The sequence below is a fragment of the Paenibacillus sp. GYB004 genome, assembly GCF_036577605.1.
GTDB lineage: Bacteria > Bacillota > Bacilli > Paenibacillales > NBRC-103111 > Paenibacillus_AB > Paenibacillus_AB oceani.
The window spans coordinates 1-1,967 of record NZ_JARBDB010000075.1; the positions used below are offsets into that span (position 1 = coordinate 1).

Consider the following 1,967-nt stretch of genomic DNA (forward strand, 5'->3'; position numbering starts at 1 on the left):
GGAGGGGGAAAAACTATCCGTTTTCCCTACCTATGCTTTGTGCACTAGGTTGTTTTCCTGTTATTTACAGATTGTATTCTACTGATGAACTACTCAGTTCTAAGATTATGGGCTTTCGAAATTCAGGCTGAACTTTTATTGGCAACAATCCGCGTTCCTCAAACCAGTATCGGATTTCAACTTTTAGCAAGTTTCGGCACGAACCTAAAAATCGTAGAGCCCCAATCCTATGTTGAAGAATTTCGAAATTATTTACTAAAAATGGTGGATAAATATTCACTTTCAACGGCAATGTTCGTGACCATAACATTTTTGTAACGCCGGATGTTCTCCTCTTTCCAAATCGCTTTTTTCAGCCCGGTTTCTATAATCACTTCGGGGCCTCGTCCGACGATGGCCCTTACGATGGCCAGGTCCGCAAGTCCGCAGTTGCCCTTTATCGCATCGACAGCCAGCGTCGACAGTCAGGGGGCGGTGCTTCCGTTAACTCTCCTTGCCGTTTATAACTTTCGTTTCCCGGCACCGGCCGCTTGTACAAGCACTCCTGCTTCCTCCAGCGAACGGCGTATGCGTTCGGCAAATGCGACCGCGTGAGTCCCGTCGCCGTGAATGCATATCGTATCGGCTTGAATCGGAACGTCGATTTGCTGCTGGGACAAAACTTTGCCTTCCTTGACCATCCGGACGACTTGGTCGACCGATTGCTGTTCGTCGGTGATGAGCGCATTCGGCAGTCGGCGGGAAGTAAGCGACCCGTCCTCCTGATACGTCCGGTCGGAGAACACTTCGCTTGCCGTCCGTAGACCGGCCTTCCGGCCCGCCTGGATCAGCTCGCTGTTCGCGAGACCGAATAAAATCAGCTCGGGATCGAAACGGTACACTGCTTCCGCAATCGCTTCGGCCAGCCCCCTGTTGCGGGCCGCCATATTGTACAGCGAGCCGTGCGCTTTCACATGCTGGAGCTTCGCGCCTTCCGCCCGCACAAAGCCTGACAGCGCGCCGATCTGATAGACGACGATATTGTAAGCTTCCTCAGGCGATATATCCATATCCCGGCGGCCGAAGCCGATCAGATCCTGCAGCCCGGGATGGGCGCCCAGCGCGACGCCGTGCTCCAAAGCCAGCTTGACGGTACGACGCATCGTGGCCGGATCGCCGGCATGGAAGCCGCAAGCGATGTTGGCGGAAGTGACATACCGCAGAACCTCGGCGTCTCTGCCCATCGAATAAGCTCCAAAGCTTTCTCCCATATCGCAGTTCAAATCTACAATGTACATCATTCTCTCCCTTTCTCGATCGATAGGATCGCCTCGTCATGAACGGGCCATTTGCTCCATTCCGCGACGGAGCTTGTGCACAGCAAGCTGCTGCTGCACGTGTTTTTGCTTTGCTGTCCGCAGCGACACGAGCCGGAAGCTGACTTTCCCGCCCAAATTCGTCTGCGCCAGCAGCGGTAAATCCGCCGAGATGACTTGCGCTATTTTCGAATAGCCGCCTGTTGTCTGATGATCCGCCATACCATGATCGGATTGCCGTCAGGATGCACTTGGACGGTTCCGAAGGTCACGGCGGACGAGATCGTTTCCCGCAGCAGGAGCGGACTTCTCTTAACCCGGTACCCCATCCGGTCGGACTGCGGCGATAAGTAAGCCATCCGCTTCCTACCGTCAAGTAAATGCAGGCTGCTCGGAGTAAGCCTACACCATATAGGGCCCACACGATCGTTATCTGCAATGACTTCGAGACGACCCTGGTTATGCAATATTATACCGGTATTATTGTCGGGAGCAGAAGAACCGAAATAAATGCTGATATGCCGCGTGACCCGCGGAATTGAACCCTTTTCTGCCCGGCACGTCCAAGCGCTTTTCAAGCACAACCGTTTGCTCCGCGCTAGCTGTAGTCCGCTTCTTTTTCAATCGGTTCCAACGAGTAGCCTGCTCGACGGTCGCAAACCGGTCGTCCTC

1 protein-coding gene and 2 pseudogenes are annotated in these 1,967 nt (G+C 53.9%); 1 reads left to right on the forward strand and 2 read right to left on the reverse strand.

Annotated elements, in window-relative coordinates:
* Positions 1 to 126 precede the first annotated feature (126 nt).
* A pseudogene (locus tag PV433_RS33725) lies at positions 127 to 318 on the forward strand (hypothetical protein); the annotation flags it as partial.
* A gap of 182 nt (positions 319 to 500) precedes the next feature.
* Here PV433_RS33725 and PV433_RS33730 read toward each other — a convergent pair.
* Together PV433_RS33730 and PV433_RS33735 are read right to left on the reverse strand one after the other, a co-directional pair.
* Entirely contained in the window at positions 501 to 1,277 is a 777-nt protein-coding gene (locus PV433_RS33730; RefSeq protein WP_332076330.1) for a LamB/YcsF family protein, read from the reverse strand.
* Positions 1,278 to 1,313: 36 nt separating this feature from the next.
* A pseudogene (locus PV433_RS33735) lies at positions 1,314 to 1,654 on the reverse strand (hypothetical protein).
* Positions 1,655 to 1,967: the final 313 nt, after the last annotated feature.

Excerpts from the sequence above, each read along its gene's own strand:
- PV433_RS33730 (WP_332076330.1), bottom strand. The coding sequence starts at position 1,277 with ATGTACATTGTAGATTTGAACTGCGATATGGGAGAAAGCTTTGGAGCT.